The sequence below is a fragment of the Paenibacillus xylanexedens genome (assembly GCF_007676705.1).
GTDB classification, from domain to species: Bacteria; Bacillota; Bacilli; order Paenibacillales; family Paenibacillaceae; genus Paenibacillus; species Paenibacillus xylanexedens_C.
This window is the reverse complement of record NZ_VEBF01000732.1, coordinates 1-231: the sequence shown is the minus strand read 5'-3', so window position 1 is coordinate 231 and position 231 is coordinate 1. Positions and strand designations below refer to the sequence as shown.

General features: G+C 52.4%; 1 protein-coding gene. It reads right to left on the bottom strand.

What is annotated here, in order from left to right; genetic code table 11:
* Positions 1–54 precede the first annotated feature (54 nt).
* Positions 55–177 (bottom strand): hypothetical protein, encoded by a 123-nt coding sequence (locus FS628_RS32975; protein ID WP_260871262.1) that lies wholly within the window; start codon positions 175–177, stop codon positions 55–57.
* Between the last annotated feature and the right edge of the window lie 54 nt (positions 178–231).

Sequence of the window (231 nt, the reverse complement as noted above, 5' to 3'; positions counted from 1 at the left end):
CCCCAAAACCTCCACAAATATCCACCCCATATCCCCTCTTTTCTTCCCAAACCCCTATACACCCACTACACCAACCCCCCCAAACTGCAATCCCCATTCCAGCATGAACCCCTCGTCAACCACATCCACGACTTCCTCCCTCCCTCCTCCAGTCGACTCCTCCCCATGTCGATGCATCACATTGTCCCTATCTATTCACACCTTCCTCATTTTCTTCCCGACAACAACAGG